The sequence below is a fragment of the Kineococcus sp. AC630 genome, from assembly GCF_979255925.1.
The window spans coordinates 92,670-111,219 of the sequence record NZ_CEEDMJ010000001.1 but is presented as its reverse complement, the minus strand read 5'-3'; the positions used below and the strand labels follow the sequence as shown (position 1 = coordinate 111,219).

The 18,550-nt window shown below is 74.9% G+C and carries 14 protein-coding genes; 13 read left to right on the top strand and 1 reads right to left on the bottom strand.

Annotated elements, in window-relative coordinates:
* Positions 1-148: 148 nt before the first annotated feature.
* The 10 genes from AC0I8G_RS00515 (at position 149) to AC0I8G_RS00470 (ending at position 8,950) form a co-directional block, all read left to right on the top strand.
* Positions 149-847 carry a metal-dependent transcriptional regulator gene (locus tag AC0I8G_RS00515; RefSeq protein ID WP_328292601.1) on the top strand — a complete coding sequence of 233 codons (699 nt, stop codon included), beginning with the start codon at positions 149-151 and terminating at the stop codon, positions 845-847.
* A complete protein-coding gene (locus tag AC0I8G_RS00510; protein ID WP_471728218.1) occupies positions 844-1,785 on the top strand; it encodes a ribokinase in 942 nt (313 codons plus the stop codon). The genes AC0I8G_RS00515 and AC0I8G_RS00510 overlap by 4 nt, the downstream gene beginning before the upstream one ends.
* 18 nt (positions 1,786-1,803) lie before the next feature.
* Positions 1,804-2,805: a Gfo/Idh/MocA family protein gene (locus tag AC0I8G_RS00505; protein ID WP_471728217.1), complete on the top strand. Its 1,002-nt coding sequence runs from the start codon at positions 1,804-1,806 to the stop codon at positions 2,803-2,805.
* Between the two features lie 10 nt (positions 2,806-2,815).
* On the top strand, positions 2,816-3,253 hold the full coding sequence (locus AC0I8G_RS00500) for a nitroreductase family deazaflavin-dependent oxidoreductase (protein ID WP_471728216.1): 438 nt from the start codon (positions 2,816-2,818) through the stop codon (positions 3,251-3,253).
* 163 nt (positions 3,254-3,416) lie between these two features.
* Complete coding sequence (locus AC0I8G_RS00495) at positions 3,417-3,830, top strand: hypothetical protein (RefSeq protein WP_380259083.1); 414 nt, start codon at positions 3,417-3,419, stop codon at positions 3,828-3,830.
* A gap of 40 nt (positions 3,831-3,870) precedes the next feature.
* Positions 3,871-4,545: a histidine phosphatase family protein gene (locus AC0I8G_RS00490; RefSeq protein WP_380259082.1), complete on the top strand. Its 675-nt coding sequence runs from the start codon at positions 3,871-3,873 to the stop codon at positions 4,543-4,545.
* A complete protein-coding gene (locus tag AC0I8G_RS00485) occupies positions 4,545-5,159 on the top strand; it encodes a nucleoside/nucleotide kinase family protein (RefSeq protein WP_380259081.1) in 615 nt (204 codons plus the stop codon). Before AC0I8G_RS00490 ends, AC0I8G_RS00485 begins: the two co-directional genes overlap by 1 nt.
* 51 nt (positions 5,160-5,210) lie before the next feature.
* Positions 5,211-7,004, top strand: a complete 1,794-nt coding sequence (gene ggt / locus AC0I8G_RS00480; protein WP_471728215.1) for a gamma-glutamyltransferase — start codon at positions 5,211-5,213, stop codon at positions 7,002-7,004.
* A gap of 121 nt (positions 7,005-7,125) precedes the next feature.
* Positions 7,126-7,506: a hypothetical protein gene (locus AC0I8G_RS00475; RefSeq protein WP_471728214.1), complete on the top strand. Its 381-nt coding sequence runs from the start codon at positions 7,126-7,128 to the stop codon at positions 7,504-7,506.
* A 46-nt stretch (positions 7,507-7,552) separates the two neighbouring features.
* On the top strand, positions 7,553-8,950 hold the full coding sequence (locus AC0I8G_RS00470; protein ID WP_471728213.1) for a threonine/serine exporter family protein: 1,398 nt from the start codon (positions 7,553-7,555) through the stop codon (positions 8,948-8,950).
* On the opposite strand, the gene AC0I8G_RS00465 is transcribed toward AC0I8G_RS00470, so the two are convergent.
* Complete coding sequence (locus AC0I8G_RS00465; RefSeq protein ID WP_471728212.1) at positions 8,934-9,893, bottom strand: MsnO8 family LLM class oxidoreductase; 960 nt, start codon at positions 9,891-9,893, stop codon at positions 8,934-8,936. The genes AC0I8G_RS00470 and AC0I8G_RS00465 overlap by 17 nt on opposite strands.
* Positions 9,894-9,950: 57 nt before the next feature.
* Between AC0I8G_RS00465 and recC the strand changes: the two genes are divergently transcribed.
* From recC to recD, 3 genes are read left to right on the top strand one after another with little or no spacing between them, the layout of a single operon-like run.
* Positions 9,951-13,355, top strand: coding sequence for an exodeoxyribonuclease V subunit gamma (gene recC / locus AC0I8G_RS00460; RefSeq protein WP_471728211.1), 3,405 nt, complete (start codon positions 9,951-9,953; stop codon positions 13,353-13,355).
* Entirely contained in the window at positions 13,355-16,708 is a 3,354-nt protein-coding gene (locus AC0I8G_RS00455; RefSeq protein ID WP_471728210.1) for a UvrD-helicase domain-containing protein, read from the top strand. The genes recC and AC0I8G_RS00455 overlap by 1 nt, the downstream gene beginning before the upstream one ends.
* A complete protein-coding gene (gene recD, locus AC0I8G_RS00450) occupies positions 16,705-18,549 on the top strand; it encodes an exodeoxyribonuclease V subunit alpha (RefSeq protein ID WP_471728209.1) in 1,845 nt (614 codons plus the stop codon). The genes AC0I8G_RS00455 and recD overlap by 4 nt, the downstream gene beginning before the upstream one ends.
* Position 18,550: the final 1 nt, after the last annotated feature.

Below are 18,550 nucleotides of genomic sequence, written 5' to 3'. Positions count from 1 at the left end.
GCGCACGGTCGCTCCTCTGCTCCGTCGGTGCTGCTCCGGTGGTCCTCCGGCTGACCGGTCCACTGTAACCACGTTTTCGGCGCACCGAACTCGGAACCGCCGACGTGCTGCGACCCTGCCCGCATACGCCGGGTGGCAAGCTTTCCCCGTGCCCCGCCCCTCGACGACCGCTGCGGCCACCCCGGCGGCCGAGGACTGCCTCAAGACCGTCTACGCGGCGGGGGAGTGGTCCGACGCCAAGATCACCCTCTCGATGCTCGCGACGAGCATGGGCGTCTCGCCGTCCACCGCCTCCGAGGCCGTGCGCAAGCTCACCGACGCGGGCCTGCTGAGCCACGAGCGCTACGGCGGGGTCGAACTCACCGCCGAGGGCCGCCTGCGCGCCCTGGCCGTCGTCCGCAAGCACCGGCTGCTCGAGACCTTCCTCGTCGCCGACCTCGGCTACTCCTGGGACGAGGTCCACGAGGAGGCCGAGGTCCTGGAGCACGTCGTCTCCGACCGCCTGCTCGACCGTCTCGACGCCCGCCTCGGCCACCCGGAACGCGATCCGCACGGGGACCCCATCCCGCGTCCCGACGGGACCGTCCCGCAACCGGGCGCGCACAACCTCTCCGACGTCCCCGAGGGCGGCACGGGCGTCGTCGCCCGCATCTCCGACGCCGACCCGGACGTCCTGCGCTACTTCGCCGAACTCGGAATCGGTCTCGACCTGACGCTGGAAGTGCTGCACCGCAGGGAGTTCGCCGGAACCACCGTGGTCCGGGTGGGCGAGGGGCGCGACGTCGACCTCGGCGACCCGGCCGTCGCCGCCATCTGGGTCCTCCCCGTCCGTCAGGAGCACGCGTGAGCATCAGCTACGACAGCCACGGCAAGCCGCACGCCGAGAAGACGCACGACGTCACCGTCGTCGGCAGCGTCAACGCCGACCTGGCGATCCGGCTCGACGAGCTGCCGCCCGCCGGTCAGACCGTCCGCGGCTCCGACGCCGAACGCGGATTGGGCGGCAAGGGCGCCAACCAGGCCGTCGCCGCCGCCCGCCTCGGGCGCAGCGTCGCGATGGTCGCCGCCGTCGGCGACGACGACGAGGGACGCGGCCTGCGTGCGGCGCTGGCCGGCGAAGGGGTCGACGTCGAGCACGTCGCCGCGCTCGACGTCCCGACCGGGGTCGCCGTCGTCCTCGTGCACGGCGGGGAGTCCACGATCGTGCTCAGCCCCGGGGCCAACGACCGGATGGACGAGACCCGGGTGCAGGCTGCCGCCGAGGCCGTCAGCAGCGCCCGCGTCGTCCTCCTGCAGTGCGAGGTGCCCGACGAGGCCCTGCTCGCCGCGGCCCGGCTGTGCACCGGTCTGCTGCTGCTCAACCCCGCCCCCGCCCGGCCGTTGCCGGCCGACCTGCTGGCCCGTGCCGACCTGCTCGTGCCCAACGCGGGTGAACTCGCCGTCCTGGCCGGCGAGCCCACCGCCCGCGACGTCGAGGGGATCGTCGCCCAGGCCCGCCGCGTCCGGCCCGCCGGCACCACGATCGTCACCCGCGGTGAGCACGGCTCGGTCGTCATCACCCCGGGCGGGCACGCCGAGGTCGCGGCCGTCCGCGCGGACCTCGTCGACGCCACGGCGGCGGGCGACAGCTTCGTCGCGGCGCTCGCGGACGCACTCCTCGACGGGGCCGGACTGCTCGACGCCGCGCACTGGGCGGCTCGTGTCGCCGCCGTGACCGTGAGCCGTGCGGGTGCGTCGCAGTCGCTGCCGCGCAAAGCTGACGTCCCGCAGGAGACACCTGCCTGAGGTTCGAGGGAGAAGCGCGTGAGCGTCGGCTGGGGTTTCGTCGGGACCGGGGGCATCGCCCGCACGGTGGCCCGTGCGCTGGAGCTCGCTCCGGGGGGCCGGTTGGTGGCCGTCACCTCCCGTGACCTCGAGCGGGCGAAGGGGTTCGCCGCGGACCAGGGCACGGGGATCAGCGCCTACGACGACGTGGACGCCATGCTCGCCGACCCCGCCGTCGACGCGGTGTACGTGGCGACGACCCACCCGCAGCACCACGCCCCGGCCCGGGCCGCCCTGCTCGCCGGCAAGGCCGTGCTCGTGGAGAAGCCCATGACCGTGAGCCTCGCCGCCACCCGCGACCTGCTCGACCTGGCCCGCGAACGGTCGGTCTTCCTCCTCGAGGCGTACTGGACGCGGTTCCTGCCCGGGACGATCGCGCTGCTGGAGGCGATCGAGCGCGGGGACGTCGGCGAGGTGCTCGGGGTGCACGCCGACTTCGGCTTCCCCGCTCCCGACTCCCTGACCCGCTTCCACGACCCGGCCATCGGCGGCGGGTCCCTCTTCGACCTCGGTCCCTACCCGGTGGGCCTCGCGCTGACCCTGCTGGGGACCCCGGACCAGGTGCAGGTCGCCGGGTCGCTGGGGCCGACGGGGGTGGACCGCCAGGTCGCGCTGGCGCTGGGGTTCCCCTCCGGCGCGATCGCCGCGCTGTCGACGACGATGGCCGCGCGGACGCCGTCCAAGGCGTGGATCGAGGCGAGCGAGGGCTGGATCGAGGTCCATCCCGTGCTGCCCGCGGCGCCGGGTTTCACCGTGCACCGCAGCGGCCTCGACGGCGCCGAGCACGTCGAGGTCCACGACCACACCGTGGCCGACGGGCACCGCTTCATGCTCGAGCACGTGCACGAGTGCCTGGCCGCCGGTCTGACCGTCAGCCCGCTGCTGTCCCCGCAGTTCAGCCTCGACCTGGCCGGCGTCTTCGAGGAAGCCGTGACCCGGCTCGGGGTGGCCCGCGCGGCGGAGCTCACGGGCACCGATTAGCCTGCCGCACATGCCGTTGACTGGTGAGTACGAACCGAGTCCCGAAGCCTGGGTGCGCGAGCAGGTCGAGAAGTACGAGGCCTCCGGCGGTCAGGAGGCGGGCGACCTGCGGGGCATGCCCGTCGTCGTCCTGACCACGAAGGGGGCGAAGTCCGGGAAGCTGCGCAAGCAGGCCCTGATGCGCGTCGAGCACGACGGGCGCTACGCCGTCGTGGCGTCGCTGGGCGGCGCCCCGAAGCACCCCGTCTGGTACCACAACATCGTCGCGACCCCGCTGGTGGAGCTGCAGGACGGGGCGGTCAGGCGGGACTACACCGCCCGCGAGGTCACCGGCGAGGAGAAGGCGCTCTGGTGGGAGCGTGCCGTCGCGGCCTACCCCGACTACGCCGACTACCAGCAGAAGACCGACCGGGAGATCCCGGTCTTCGTGCTCGAGCCGGTGTCCTGAAGCCCACGTGAGCACAGCGTGAGCGGATCGTCCGGGTGGCCCATCCAGGGGTCACCCGGACGTCCACTGCTCCATCCGGGTGACTGACCCTCAGGTCGATCATGGCCCCAGGTAACACTGGGAGTCACACAGCAGACACCCTGGGCTACGAATGGAGACGGTCATGCGAATCGGAACGGTGACCTCGGCACCCGCGGTGCGCAACGCGTCCCGCCTCGACGGCACGGCGGGCATCACCCCCGTCCAGCGGATCAGCCCGGACTGGGTCGACGAGGACCCGTTGGACGAGCTGACCCAGTCCGACCGCACCCTGCTCGGCCACCTCTACGGGCAGGACGAGACCGGGGTCGCCCACGAGATCGGTTCCACCCAGGTCTCCTCCCTGGCCCGCGAGATCAACCGCGAACGCGCGGCCGGCATGGTCTCCGACCAGCGCGACCTGACCGCCGAGGACCTGCGCCGCATGATCGGGCGCATGACCTTCGCGGCCAAGGAGCCCGTCCCGGTCGAGGTGCAGCTGCGCCTCATGACGATGCTCAACGGCAGCACCCAGGGGCGCCTGGACGTCGTGCTCTGAGGGGTGCTCTGAGGGTTCTCCCGCTCTGAGAGGGTGAGGCGTGCGCCTCTACCTCGTGAGACACGGTCAGACCTCCTCCAACGTCGAGCACCTCCTCGACACCGCCGTACCCGGTGCGGACCTCACCGCCCTGGGGCGCGACCAGGCCGCCGCGCTGGTGGACCTGCTGGGGGAGCAGGGGATCGGTGCCATCACGGCCTCGACCCTGGTGCGCACCCAGCAGACCGCGGCCCCGCTCGCCGCCCACCTCGGCCTCCCGGTGCAGGTCGCCGACGGTCTGCGCGAGGTCCAGGCCGGCGACCTGGAGATGCTCGGCGACGAACCGTCGGTGATGCGCTACCTCGGCGTCGTCGGTGCCTGGCTCGAGGGCGACCTCGACGCCGCCGAACCGGGCGCGGAGGACGGGCACGCGTTCTTCGCCCGCTACGACCGCGCCGTGCTCGACGCCGTCACGGCCGCCCGCGCCGCCGGGGTCGACACCCTCGCCCTCGTCAGCCACGGTGCCGCGATCCGCTGCTGGGCGGGCGAGCGTGCGCTGAACCTGTCCGCGCAGTTCGTCATCTCGACCGGGCTGGAGAACACCGGGGTCGTCGCCCTGACCGGGTCACCCGAGGACGGCTGGACCTGCGAGAGCTGGATGGGTGCCGTCGTGGACGCCGCCGCCGCCGAGGCGGCGGGCGAAGGTCCCGCCGCCGAACCGGGGACGGTGTTCTGATGGACCTCGCCGACCTCGTGGAACGTGCCCGTTCGATGACGACGGGACCGCGCCGCGTGCTGGGCCTCGTCGGAGCGCCCGGTTCGGGGAAGTCCACCCTCGCCGCGCAACTGGCCGCCGCCCTCGGTCCGCAGCTGTGCGTCGTCGTGCCCATGGACGGCTACCACTACGCCAACGTCGTGCTCGAAGCGCTCGGCCGCCGCGAGCGCAAGGGAGCCCACGACACCTTCGACGCCGGCGGGTACGTGTCGCTGCTGCGGCGGCTGCGCTCCGGCGAGGAGGCGGTCGTGCACGCTCCGGAGTTCCGCCGCGAGATCGAGGAACCGATCGGCTCGGCGCTGCCCGTGCCGCGGGAGGTGCCCCTGGTCATCACCGAGGGGAACTACCTGCTGCTGCGCGAGGGGCCGTGGGCCGCGCTCGAAGGACTCCTGGACGAGACCTGGTTCGTCGACCCGGGGGAGACCCTGCGTCACGACCGGCTGATCGCCCGCCACGTCGCCTTCGGCAAGGACCCCGACGCCGCCCGCGCGTGGGCCCTCGGCAGCGACGAGGCCAACGCGCGCGTCATCGCCGCCACCCGGGACCGCGCCGACCTGGTCGTACCGACCTTCTGACCCGTCCGGTTCCGGTGGCGGGACTGTGGGGTTGCTGAGAGGGTGCGCGGCATGCGACGTCGCGCTGGTGCTGCCGTGGTGTTCTCCGCCGTCCTGACGTTCGGGTTCGTGAGCCCGGCGCACGCCGGCTCCCCGCCCCGGGAACCGGTGGCCACCGGGTTCGGGGGCGCCGTCGCGAGCGTCGACCCGGACGCGACGGCCATCGGCCTCGACGTCCTGCGGCGGGGCGGGAACGCGGTGGACGCGGCGATCGCCACGGCCGCCGCGCTCGGGGTCACCGAACCGTACTCGGCGGGCGTCGGGGGTGGGGGCTTCCTCGTCAGCTACGACGCGCGCACCGGGACCGTCCACACCCTCGACGGCCGCGAGACCGCTCCCGCGGCGATGACGCAGGACGCGTTCCTCGGGGCCGACGGGAAACCCCTGCCCTTCGCCGACCTCGTGAACTCCACGTTGTCGGTCGGTGTCCCGGGAACTCCCGCCACCTGGGAGCGGGCGTTGGCCGACCAGGGCACGATGAGCCTCGCCGACGTCCTGTCCGGGCCGCGGTCGCTGGCCGAACGGGGTTTCGTCGTCGACCAGGAGTTCCACGACCAGACCGTCGAGAACGCGCAACGGTTCCGCGACTTCACCTCCACCGCGCAGTTGTTCCTCGCCGACGGCAACGCCCCCCGGGTCGGCGACGTGTTCACCAACCCCGACCTGGCCCGCACCTACGAACTGCTCGCCGACCAGGGTTCCGGGGCGTTCTACGGCGGCGAGCTCGGCCGTGCCGTCGTCGACACCGTCGCCGCACCGCCCCTCGCCGACGGCGTCACGCGCGAGGTCCTGCGCGGCGGGATGACCCTCGACGACCTGACCTCCTACCAGGCGCGGCAACGGGTCCCGACCCACGTCGTGCACCAGGCGCCCGGCGCCGGCGGACCGGTCGACGTCTACGGCATGCCCGCCCCGAGTTCCGGTGGGACCACCGTCGGCGAAGCGCTGAACGTGCTCGACGCCGTCGACGCCCAGCGCGGAGCGACCTCCGACCCCGTCCAGTCCGAACACCGCAAGCTCGAGGCGGCGGCGCTCGCGTTCGCCGACCGCAACCGCTACGTCGGTGACCCCGACGTGCAGGACGTGCCGCAGTCGATGCTGCTGTCCCCGGAGTTCGCGGCGCAGCGGGCCTGTCTCGTCGACCCGGGCTCGGTGCTGCCCCGGCCGGTCGCACCCGCCGAGGGGTGCACCACCGGTGGGACGGGAACCCCCGAACCCTACGAGGGGACGTCCACGACCCACCTCGTCACCGCGGACGCCGCCGGGAACGTCGTGTCCTACACGTTGACCATCGAACAGACCGGAGGTTCCGGGATCGTCGTGCCCGGACGCGGGTTCCTGCTGAACAACGAACTCACCGACTTCTCCGCCACCCCGGCGGTGGCGGACCAGCCCGACCCGAACCTGCCCGGCCCGGGCAAGCGACCGCGGTCCTCGATGGCGCCGACGATCGTGCTGAAGGACGGCCGTCCCTTCCTCGCCACCGGTTCCCCGGGTGGGGCGACCATCATCGGGACCACGCTCGGGATCCTCGTCGACCGCCTCGACCGGGGGGTCGACCTGCCCACGGCCGTCGCGAACCCGCGGGTCTCGGAGCAGAACGGTGCCGCCACCTCCGCCGAGCCGGCCTACGTCGACTCCCCGCGGGGTCAGGCGCTGGCCGCGATGGGCCACGTGTTCACCCCCACCGAGGAGATCGGCGCCGCGGTCGCGCTGGAGTTCCGTGCCGACGGCAGCGTGCAGGCCGTCGCGGAACCCGTGCGCCGCGGAGGCGGAGCCGCCGGGGTCGTCCACCCCCTGGGGTGAGCACACGACCTCCACACCACCTCCAGGTGATCGGACGACGGATCGTGCAACGGGTCGAGGGTGCGGTGCGTCCCACCCTCGACCACACGACCGTGCGGTCGATCGACCAGGAGGTTCGACCATGGCCCGCCGCACCACCGCACTGCTCCTCGCCGCGCCGGCCCTCGCCGTCACGATCGCCGCGATGACCACCGGGTCGGCCAGCGCGGACACCACCAGCGCTCCGGCCGAGATCAGCACCGCCGTCACCACCAGTCCCGCCGTGGCCGGGGTGCCCGCCTCCGACTACTCCGTCACCGACGTCCGCCTCGCCGACAGCGACCCCACGTGGGCCGCCGCGCAGCTCACCCCCACCGTGGCCGGAGCCGACGTCCTCGACCCCGCCACCGTCGTCCTCCAGCAGGTCGGCGGCACCTGGCAGGTCGTCGACCTCGGCACCGCCCAGGTCGGCTGCGGACTGGTGACCCCGGCTGTCCAGAGGGAGCTCGCCCTCTCCTGCTGATCTCCTGCTGAGGCCGCCGGGGCCGGGGGTTCGATAGCGTCGGCGCGTGCCTGCGCTGCGAACCGTGCGACACCTGCGTGCCCGGTTGGCGGACCTCATCGCGGGCGAGTCCCTGCCCGACCCCGAGCCGCTCGTCGAGGGGGGACTGACCCGGGCCGAGGCCCTCGAGGTCCTCGACGCCATGGCACGGATGGCCGAGGCCCTGCTGTCCGCAGGGGCCTCCGCCGCCGACGTCACCGCCCTGACCCTGCGCGCCGCCGACGGCGCCGGCCTGCAGCACACCCAGGTCGACATCACCTTCACCGCGGTCATCGTCTCCACCGCCGGTGACGACCGGCAGCCGCTGACGGCCGTCCGCGTCGTGAAGGTCCGCGCCAACGACTACTCGCGGCTCTCGGCGCTCTACGACCTCGCCCACGCCGCCGCCGACGGCCTGGCCCCCGACGAGGTCGACACCCGGCTCAAGCGGCTGCTGACCCAACGCCGCCCCTACCGGCCCTGGATGTCGGGGGCGGGGGCGATCGGGCTCGCCGTCTCCGTCGCGGTGCTGCTCGGGGGGAGCTGGGCCGTCGCCGTCGGTGCCGGCCTCGTCACCACCGTCCTGCAGCTCGTCCTCGCCGCCCTGAACCGGCGCGGGCTGCCCGCGTTCTTCCAGCAGGTCGCCGGGGCCGGGATCGCCACCGGGTTCGCCCTCGCCCTGCTCGAGTGGCAGCCCTACCTGCCCGACTGGATCGGTCAGCTGCCGCCGTCGCTCGTCGTCGGGTCGGGGATCGTCGTGCTGCTCGCCGGGCTGTCCCTCGTCGGCTCCGCCGAGGACGCGATCTCCGGGTTCTACGTCACCGCGGGCGCCCGGGCCTTCGAGACGGTGCTGCTCACGACGGGCCTGGTCCTCGGCATCGCCGGCGTCCTCGACCTCGGCCAGCGCGCCGGCATCTCGCTCAGCCTCAGCTTCTCGGCCGCCACGTCGACCCCGTACCTCGTGCAGGTGCTCGCCGGCACCTGCGCGGCCGTGACGTGGGCCGTCTCCGGCTACGCCGACGGCCGGGCCGTCGGGCTGGCCGCCCTGGCGGGGGCCACCGCGACGGGCGCCTCGGGTGCCTGCGTGCTGCTCGGCATGGGGCCGGTGGCCGCCGCCGGGGTCGCCGCGCTGCTCGTGGGGTTCATGGCCGAGGGCACCGCCTGGCGCTGGAACGTCCCCGGCCTGGTGGTGTCGATCTGCGGCATCGTGCCGCTGCTGCCCGGTCTCGCGATCTACCGGGCGATCTTCGCGATCGTGGGTGGGGGCACGTCGGCCGGACTCGCCCAGCTCGTGACCGCGTTGGGGACGGCGCTGGCGCTCGCCGCCGGGGTCACGCTGGGGGAGTTCTGCTCGCAGCCGCTGCGCCGCGAGTTCGACCGCATCGAGCGCCGTGTCCGCCGGCGCAGCCTCAACCGCCAATTCTGAGGCGCGCGAGCAGACGCGCCAGGCGGGTGTCCGCCTCGGCCTCCGCGGCCTCGTCGTGCAGGGTCGTGCTCGTCATCAGCTCCACCGCGCCGGTCCGTTGCACCAGGTCCTGCAGGCGGTCGAGGACCTCGGCCTCGTCGCCGTGCACCGTCGACGCGAGGTTCCGTTCGACGTCGGCGCGTTCCCGGGCGCTGAGCTGTGCGGCGGCGGCCTCCTCGGGGCTGGGCAGGGCGCCGAACTCCCCGCGACTGCGGGTGCGGGCCAACGCCACCGCCTGCGGCAGCAGCTCGCGCCGGGCCGCCGCCACGGAGTGGGCGACGAGCACGTCCACGGAGAGCGTCACCCGGGCCCGCCCCGGCGGGGAGGCAGCGCGGTAGCGGTGCAGCGGCTCGGGATCGGTGAGCACCGGCCCCGCCACGACGACCGGCAACCCGGCCCGGGCGGCGACCTCCAGCCCACCGCCCGTCGCGAGCAACCACACCGGCGGGGGCGGGACCAGCGGACGCAGGGTCACCGGACCCCGCCCGTGCAACCAGTCGAGCAGCTCCGCGAGGCGGTCCTCGAAACCGTCCGCGCTGCTCACCCCCAGCGCCCGGCGCACGGGCGCCGTGAAGCCCACCGACCGCCCGACCCCGACGTCGATGCGCCCCGGGTGCAGCGCCGCCAGGGTCGCGATCTGCTCGGCGACCACGAAGGGGGTGTGGTTGGGCAGCATCACCCCGGCCGTCCCGACCCGGATCCGCGACGTCACCGCCGCGACGGAGGCCATCAGGACCGTGGGCGCGGAACCCACCACTCCGCGGACGGCGTGGTGCTCGGCCACCCAGAACCGGTGCAGGCCGAGCTGCTCGGCCCGCCGGGCCCGGCGCAGGGTCGCCTGCAGCGCGTCGGCGTCGGAGCGGCCGGTCCGGGTCCGCGAACGGTCCAGCAGCGACAGCAGCACGCCCTCAGCAGACCACGCGTGTGCCGCCGTGTCGTTCCCATCGGATAGACAGGGGGCGTGCTCCACGTCCACCGTTCCGAAAGCGCCACGGCCCTCGTCGCCGGCCTCGCCGACGTCCTGCGCCACCCGGCCCCCGGGGCGGACCCCTTCGCCCCCGACGTGCTGGCCGTCGGCGCGCGCGGGACGGAACGCTGGATCGCGCAACGCCTCTCCCACCACCTCGGCGCCGGGCCGGGCGGGGACGACGGGATCTGCGCCCGCGTCGACTTCTCCTCCCCGGCCGCCCTGCTCGACGGCGTCCTCGCCGACGTCGTGGCCCGGATCCGCCCGGAGGTGGCCGACGCCGTCGAGCGCTGGGCGCCCGAGGCCCTCACCTGGAACGTCCTCGAGGTCCTCGAGGACATCGCCCCGCTCGAGGGCCCGGCCCCCGACGACCGCCCCGGGTTCGCCGTCCTGCGCCACCACCTCGGGACCGCACCGGGCGAGGACACGCCCCGCGTGCGGCGCACGGCCGCGGCCTCGCGCCTCGCCGACCTCTTCGCCCGCTACGGCGGGGCCCGGCCGGAGCTGCTGCGCGACTGGGCCGCGGGAGGCGACGGAGGAGTGGCCGCCGACCTGGCCTGGCAGCCGGAGGTGTTCCGCGCCGTGCGGGAGCACGTCGGCCTGCCCGCCCCCGCCGAACTGCTCGACGACGTCTGCACGGCGCTGCGGGCCGACCCGTCCCTGACCGGCGTCGGATCGCGGTTCGGGGTCTTCGTCGTGACGCGCCTCGCCGCGAGCCGGCTGCAGGTGCTCTCCGCGCTCGCCGAGCACCGCGAGGTCCACCTGTTCCTCCAGCACCCGAGCCCCGCGGTGTGGGACGCGATCGCCCGTCGGGGCCCGACCGGGGTCCGCCGGGGACCGGACGTCGACGACCTCGTCACCCACCCGCTCCTGCAGTCGATGTCGCGCGACGTGCGCGAACTGCAGGCGCGCCTGCGTCAGGCCGCACCCGGCCACGGGGACGTCCACCACCCCGCCCCGACCCCGCGCGACACCCTGCTCGGACGGCTGCAGGACGCCCTCGCCCACGACGAGGTCCCCCTCCCGCGGCCGGATCCGGGTCCGGGCGACACCTCGGTCCAGGTCCACTCCTGCCACGGCCGCGCCCGCCAGGTCGAGGTGCTGCGCGAGGTCGTCCTGGGCCTCCTCGACGCCGACCCCACCCTGCAGCCGCGCGACGTCCTCGTCATGTGCCCCGACGTCGAGACCTACGCGCCGCTGGTGTCCGCGGTCTTCTCCACCGACTCCCACCCCGGCGGCGGCCTGCGGGTCTCGGTGGCCGACCGTTCCGCGCTGCAGACCAACCCGCTGCTCGGCCTGGCCGCCCGCCTGCTGGTGCTCGCCCAGAGCAGGCTCACCGCCACCGACGTCCTCGACCTCGCCGGCTCCGCCGCCGTCCGCGAACGCTTCGACCTCGACGACGAGGCGCTGGAGCAGATCCGCGAGTGGACCGTCGACGCGGGCGTGCACTGGGGCCTCAGCGCCCGGCACCGCAGCGCGTGGGCGCTGGGCAACCTCGCCCAGGGGTCCTGGCGAGCCGGGCTCGACCGCCTCCTCGTCGGGGTCGCCGTCGGCGGTGCCCACGAGGAGGACCTCGTCGGGCCCCTCGACGCCGCCGTCGTCCCGCTCGCCGACGTCGAGTCCAGCCGGATCGACCTCGCCGGACGCTTCGCCGAACTCGTCGACCGCCTCGACGGGGCCGTGACCCGCCTGTCCGGTCGCCGCAGCGTCGCCGCCTGGTGCGAAGCGCTGCTCGACGGGGTCCTCGACCTCGCCGACACCACCGCGGACACCACCTGGCAGGCCACGCAGCTGCGCCGCGAGCTCGGGGTCGTCGCGGCCGACGCCGCGCGGGCCGGGACGGCCACCGTCGGGCTCGCCGACGTCGCCGCGCTCGTCGCCGAACGCTTCGCCGGCCGCCCGCAGCGCGCGAACTTCCGCACCGGAGCGCTGACCGTCTGCACCCTCACCCCGATGCGCTCCGTCCCGCACCGCGTGGTCTGCCTGCTGGGCATGGACGACGGCGCCTTCCCCCGGGTCACCTTCCCCGACGCCGACGACGTCCTCTCCCGCGATCCCCACCTCGGTGACCGCGACCCGCGCAGCGAGGACCGCCAGGTCCTGCTCGACGCGATCTGCTCCGCCCGCGACACCCTCGTGCTCACCTACTCCGGCAAGGACGTCCGCACCGGCGCGAAGCTGCCCCCGGCCGTCCCCGTCGGTGAGCTCCTCGACACCCTCGAGGCGGCGGCCCCCGGCGTCAAGCAGCGCATCGTCGTCCAGCACCCGCTGCAGCCGACCGACCCCCGCAACTTCACCGCCCACGCCCTGGGGCGCCCCGGCGCGTTCAGCTACGACCGCACCGCCTTCGGCGGAGCGGCGACGGGCCACCGGGAGCCCGTCGCGCCCCCGGAGTTCCTGCCCGTCGGCCTGCCGCCCGCCCCGCCGGCCGACCTCGACCTCGACCAGCTCGTGCAGTTCTTCCAGCACCCCGCCCGCGGGTTCCTGCGCCAACGCCTCGAGGTCGCCTCCGCGACCCGGGAGGAGGAACCCGCCGACGCGCTGCCCGTCGAGCTCGACGCCCTGCAGAAGTGGGCCGTCGGCGACCGGGCGCTCGCGGCCCGGCTGCGCGGCACCGACCCGGGGGAGATCATCCGGTTGGAGTCCGCGCGGGGCGACCTCCCGCCCGGCCCGCTCGGGACGGCCGTCCTGCGCGACGTCGGGCCGGTGGTGGACCAGATCGCCGGGGTGGCCGCGGAGTTCGACACCGGCCACCCCCGCAGCGTCGACGTCGAACTCGACCTCACCGTCCCCGGCGTCGGGGAGGTCCGGCTCACCGGAAACGTCCGCGGGGTCAGGCCGGTGCGCGCCGGGGGCCGCGCCACCGGTGACGTCGCCGTCACCACCACCTTCTCCCGCGTCCGGGCCAAGCAGACGCTGCGCGCCTGGCTCGAGCTGCTCGCCCTCTCCGCGGCCGACCCCGGCACGGAGTTCCGCAGCGTCGTCGTCGGCCGCGGCGGCGGCGGCAGCGTCGGCCTGCTGACCCTCGGCCCGGTCCCGGCGCAGGTGGCCCGCGACCTGCTCGTCGACCTGCTGGAACTGCGCTCGCACGGTCTGCGGTTCCCGCTGCCGCTGCCCGTGGACACCACCTTCGCCTGGGCCCAGTCCGCCTGGAACCGGCGTCCCGACGAGGTGTGCCGCCGCGACGCCTCCCGGAGCTGGGTGTCGGAGCACGCCTTCGACAAGGAGGACAAGCAGGAGGAGAACGTCACCGTGTGGGGGGAGGGTGCGCCCGTCGACGTCCTGCTCGACTGGACCCCGCCGCCCGGCGCACCGCCGGGCAGTCCGCAGACCTTCGCCGCTGCGGCGCAACGGGTCTGGGAGCCGCTGCTGGGTGCCTACCGGATGGACGAACGCTGATGCCCGTCGAGGACTTCGCACTCACCGGCCCGCTGCCGAGCGGGACCACCGTCCTGGAGGCCAGCGCGGGCACGGGCAAGACGTACACCATCGCCGGGTTGGTGACCCGCTACGTCGCCGAGGGGATCGCCGCCGTCGACGAGCTCCTCGTCGTCACCTTCGGCCGGGCCGCCACGGCGGAACTGCGCGAACGTGTCCGCGAACGCCTCGTCGCCGCCCGCGACGCCCTCGCCGACCCCGCCGCGGCGCTGCGCTCCGAGGACGCCGTCATCGCCCAGCTGGCCACCGCTGACGTCGCACGACGCCGGGCCCGGTTGAGCGCGGCCCTCGCGGGTTTCGACTCGGCCACGGTCGCGACGCTGCACGAGTTCTGCCGGCAGGTCCTCACCAGCCTGGGGACCGCCGCCGACGTCGACCCGACGGCGACGCTGGTCGAGGACGTCGACGACCTCGTCGAGGAGGTCTGCGACGACCTCTACGTCCGCTTCGCCGTGCGGCCGGGAGCCACCCCGCCGCCGTTCCCGCGCGCCGTCGCCCTGCGGATCGCCCGCGAGGCCGTGCACCGTCCTGACGCGCGGATCGAACCGCAGGGAACCGTCCCCGAGACGCCGGAGAACCTCCGGGTCCGCTTCGCCGAAGGGGTGCGCCGTGAGGTCGCGCAGCGCAAGCGCTCGCGCCGGATCATGGGCTTCGACGACCTGCTGACCCGGTTGAGGGACGCGCTGACCGCCGACGTCGCCGGTCCCGTCGCCTGCGAGCGGTTGCGGCGCAGGTACTCCGTCGTCCTGGTCGACGAGTTCCAGGACACCGACCAGGTGCAGTGGGACATCCTCCGGACCGCGTTCCACGGGTACTGCCCGCTGGTGCTCATCGGCGACCCGAAGCAGGCGATCTACGCCTTCCGCGGCGCCGACGTCCGCAGCTACCTCGAGGCCGCCGGTGTCGCGGGACGGACGGCGACGCTGGGGACGAACTTCCGCAGCGACCCCGCCGTGCTGCGGGGAACGGCGGCGCTGCTGCGGGGTGCCGCTCTCGGCGACGGGCGGATCGTCGTGCGGCCGGTGAGCCCGCGCTGGGCGTCGGCGGCGCTCGTCGGTGCGGACGGCACCGACGATCCCGCCCCCGTCCGGTTGCGCGTCGTGGCGCGCGACGGACTGCCCACCACGGCCCGGACGGGGGTCCCCGCCGTCGCCGACGTGCGCAAGGTCGTGGCCCGCGACGTCGCGGAACAGGTCGTCGCGGTGCTCTCGGAGGGGCTCGAGGTGCGAGCGCGCACGGGCGGTGCACCGCGACCCCTGGCGGCCGGCGACGTCGCCGTCCTCGTCCGGACCGGGGCGCAGGCGGTGCTGGTCCAGGAGGAACTGCGGCGGCGCAACGTGCCGTGCGTGCTCTCCCGCGGTCCCAGCGTCTTCGCCACCCCCGCCGCCCGGGAGTGGGTCTCGCTCCTCGAGGCCGTCGAGCAGCCGCACCGCGCGCTGCGGGTGCGCCGCGTCGCCCTGTCCGCCTTCGTCGGTCTCGGCGCCGCCGAGCTCGACGAGCAGGGGGACCGTGCGACGGACCGGTTGTCCGTCGACCTGCGCGCCTGGGGTGGCGTGCTCGCCGAGCGCGGGGTGTCGGGGATGTTCGCCGTCCTCAGCGAGCAGCACCAGCTGGCCGGTCGACTCCTCGGGATCGAGGGCGGCGAGCGCCGCCTCACCGACCTGCGCCACATCGCCGAGGTCCTGCACGCCGAGTCCGCGTTGAACCCCGGCGGTGGGGTGTCGAGCCTGCTGTCGTGGCTGCGCGGCCGCGTCGACGAGGCCGCGGGCGACGTCGACCAGGAACGGTCGCGGCGGTTGGACACCGACCGCGCCTCGGTCCAGATCGCGACCGTCCACACCAGCAAGGGCCTGGAGTTCGAGGTCGTCTGCGTGCCCTTCGGCTGGGACTCCACCGGAGGTGGTTCCAAGGACCGGCTCCCCGTCGCGCACGCACCCGACGGGCCGCGCGCCCTGCACGTGGGCGGCGCCTCCGCACCCGGCTACGACGCGGCCTGCCGCGCCGCGGACACCGAGGACCTCGGCGAGGAACTGCGGTTGTTCTACGTCGCGGTGACCCGGGCGATCTCCCGCCTCCTCGTGTGGTGGGCGCCCAGCACGAACACCCAGCGCGGTGCGCTGCACCGGTTGCTGGTGGCCGACGACGTCCTCGACGTGCCCGAGAAGGTGTCGCTGCCCACCGACCCGGTGCTGCGCGACCGGCTCGGCGTGCTCTTCCCGCCCGGTTCCGGGGTGGCCGTCGAGGACGTGCCCGCCCGCGGGGCGCTGACGCGGCTGCCGAGCACGACGACGGCGCACACCGACCTCGCGGTCGCCACGTTCCGGGCGGACGTCGACCTCGGCTGGCGGCGCACGTCGTACTCCGGCCTGACCCGGGGTGTGCACGAGGACCACGGCAGCGGGCGGTCGGTGCTCTCCGAACCCGAGGTCGGGGTCACCACCGACGAGGTCGACGCCGAGTCCGCCGAACCGGTCGACGCCGGTGACCCGCTGGGCTGGAAGGAGATCGGATCACCCATGGCCGACCTCCCGGCGGGGACGGGGTTCGGGACCCTGGTCCACTCGGTGCTGGAGGGTTTCGACCCCTCCTCCCCGGACCGCCCGGCGCACCTCGCGGCGCTGGCCCGCGAGCAGTTCGCACCGCACCTGGCGGAACCGTTGGCCCTCGCCCTCGACCCGGTGCTGCGCACGGGGATGGGACCGCTGGCCGGTGGTCGTGCCCTGGACGGTTTCGGCGTGGCGGACCGTCTCGCCGAACTCGACTTCGAACTCCCGCTGGCCGGGGGCGACGAGTCCACCGGCGGGGGTTCCCGCCTCGGTGACGTCGCCGGGTTGCTGCGCCGCCACCTGCCGGTCGGTGACCCCGTGCACCGCTACGCGGACCTGCTGGCGGACCCCGTCCTCGCGGCCGAGGGGTTGCGCGGCTACCTCACCGGGTCCATCGACGCCGTCCTGCGCGCCGACGGCCGGTTCCTCGTCGTCGACTACAAGACGAACCGCCTCGCCGGGCCGGGGGAGGTCCTGACCGCCTGGCACTACCGGCGCGAGGCCCTCGACGAGGCCGTCCTCGCCGCGCACTACCCGCTGCAGGCGCTGCTGTACTGCGTCGCGCTGCACCGCTTCCTGCGCTGGCGCCAGCCGGGGTACGACCCGGCCGTCCACCTCGGCGGGGTCCTGTACCTGTTCCTGCGCGGGATGTGCGGGGCGGACGTCCCCGTGGGGCCGGACGGCGTGCCGCCCGGCGTCTGGTCGTGGCGGCCACCGGCCGAGCTCGTCGTCGCCCTGTCCGAACTGCTCGCCGGGAGGCACGCGTGACCAGCCCCGCCGTGACCGACGGGGAACCCGACCGCTCGGTCACGCTCGCCCGCAGCGCCACCGGCCTGCTGCGGGAGTTCAACGACCTCGGGCTCCTGCGCGCCGCCGACGTCCACGTCGCGCGCCGGCTCGGGGCGGTGACGGGGGAGGAGGACGAACGGGTCCTGCTCGCCGTCGCCCTCGCCGTCCGCGCCGTCCGGCACGGTTCCGTCGTCCTGCACCTGCGGACGGCACCGGAGACCGTCGTCCCCGAGGACGTCGACGACTCCGGTGCCGTCGCCGCGGTCCCCGTGCAGTGGCCCGAACCGCAGGCGTGGCTGGAGGCGGTGCGGCGCAGCGCGTTGACCGTCGAGCACGCCGCCGGTGCCGACGAGGACACGGCCGCACCGCTGCACCTGGTCGGGGACGGGATCTGGCTGGACCGGTACTGGCGCCAGGAACTCACCGTCGCCCGCGACCTGCGCGACCGCAGCACCGCCGTCGCCCACTACGACCCGGCGCTGGTCGTAGAGGTCCTCGACCGGTTGTGGCCGGGGGACCCGGGCGACGACCAGCGGGTCGCGGCGGCGCTGTGCCTCTCGCACGGGGTTTCCGTGCTCGGCGGGGGGCCGGGGACGGGCAAGACGACGACCGTGGCCCGGTTGCTGGCCGCCGTCCACGCGCTCTCGCCGGGAACCCCGCGGGTCGCGCTGGCCGCGCCCACGGGCAAGGCCGCTGCCCGCCTGACCGAGGCCGTCGTGCAGGCGGCCGGCACCGAGGTGTTCACCGCCGCCGAGCGGGAGTTCCTGCAGGGGTCCAGCGCCTCGACCCTGCACCGGCTGCTGGGGATCCGCCCCGGTTCGGTGCGGGCCCGCTTCGACGCCGAGCACCGGTTGCCGCACGACGTGGTCATCGTCGACGAGGCGTCGATGGTCGGGCTGGGGGTCATGGCGCGACTCCTCGCGGCGTTGCGGCCCGGAGCCCGGCTGGTGCTCGTGGGCGACCCGCAGCAACTCGCCTCCGTCGAGGTCGGCGCCGTCCTCGCCGACCTCGTCGCACCCGCGGGGTCGGGCAGCGCCCCCCACGGGGTCGCGATGCTGACCCGGACCCACCGGTTCGTCGACCGCGGCGGGATCGCGAACATCGCCGCGGCCGTCCGGGCCGGGGCCGCCGACGAGGTCGTCGACCTGCTGCGGGCCGGCGGGCCGGACGTGGAGTTCCTGGAGGTGCCCGACGAGGAACTCGTCTCCGGGGCCGCGCTGGAGACGATCCGCGCCGACGTGCTCCTGCGTTCCCGCGCCGTCGTGGAGGCCGCCCGGGCGGGCGACGCCCGGGCTGCGCTGGTCGCCCTGGACACCCACCGGATGCTCTGCGCCCACCGGCGGGGAACCCGCGGGGTCTCGCACTGGAGCTGGCTCGCCCAGCGCTGGGCGGTCGAGGAACTCGGGGTGCAGCCCCGCACCGACGGCCGCTACGTCGGCCTCCCCGTCATCGTCACCGCCAACGACGCGGGCGTCGGTGTCTACAACGGCGACACCGGGGTGGTCCTGGAACGCGAGGAGACCCTCGTCGCAGCGATCGCCCGCGGCGAGGGACCGCTGATCGTCCCGCTCGCCCGGCTCGCGGCCGTCGAACCCGTCCACGCCATGACCGTCCACCGCAGCCAGGGCTCGCAGTTCGACACCGTCACCGTGCTGGCCGCCCCGGAGCGTTCCCCGCTGGCGACGCGGGAGATGTTCTACACCGCCCTGACCCGTGCGAAGGTCCGGGTCCGGGTGGTGGGGTCCGCGGAGGCCGTGGCCGCGGCCGTCGGCCGTCCGCTGGCCCGGGCGACGGGGCTGGCGGACCGGTTGCGAGGGTAGG

Coding starts and splice junctions, on each gene's coding strand:
- AC0I8G_RS00500 (WP_471728216.1), top strand. CDS start 2,816: ATGCCGTTGACTGGTGAGTACGAACCGAGTCCCGAAGCCTGGGTGCGC.
- AC0I8G_RS00495 (WP_380259083.1), top strand. CDS start 3,417: ATGCGAATCGGAACGGTGACCTCGGCACCCGCGGTGCGCAACGCGTCC.
- AC0I8G_RS00485 (WP_380259081.1), top strand. CDS start 4,545: ATGGACCTCGCCGACCTCGTGGAACGTGCCCGTTCGATGACGACGGGA.
- ggt (WP_471728215.1), top strand. CDS start 5,211: ATGCGACGTCGCGCTGGTGCTGCCGTGGTGTTCTCCGCCGTCCTGACG.
- AC0I8G_RS00475 (WP_471728214.1), top strand. CDS start 7,126: ATGGCCCGCCGCACCACCGCACTGCTCCTCGCCGCGCCGGCCCTCGCC.
- AC0I8G_RS00455 (WP_471728210.1), top strand. CDS start 13,355: ATGCCCGTCGAGGACTTCGCACTCACCGGCCCGCTGCCGAGCGGGACC.